General features: G+C 57.0%; 1 pseudogene. It reads left to right on the forward strand.

Going from position 1 to position 291, the window contains the following annotated elements:
- A pseudogene (locus FN960_RS21320) lies at positions 1 to 291 on the forward strand (hypothetical protein); the annotation flags it as partial.

Here is a 291-nt window from a genome sequence, read left to right on the forward strand (position 1 = left end):
TCTGGCACTACACGGCGTTGGTTTTGCTGTTATCGGGACTTTCGTTTCGCTCTACTTTGCCAGCAAAGGATGGGCGATGGCGGGCTTTACTCTTACCGCGTTTGGCGGCGCATTTGTCGTGATGCGCGTCATGTTTGGCTGGATGCCGGACCGTTTTGGCGGCGTGAAAGTGGCGATTGTCTCTCTGCTTGTAGAAACGGTGGGCTTGTTGCTGCTCTGGCAAGCCCCAGGTGCATGGGTCGCATTAGCGGGCGCGGCGTTAACCGGAGCCGGATGTTCGCTTATCTTTCC

The sequence above is a fragment of the Alkalicoccobacillus porphyridii genome (assembly GCF_007293315.1).
In the GTDB taxonomy this organism is placed as follows: Bacteria; Bacillota; Bacilli; order Bacillales; family Bacillaceae_D; genus Alkalicoccobacillus; species Alkalicoccobacillus porphyridii.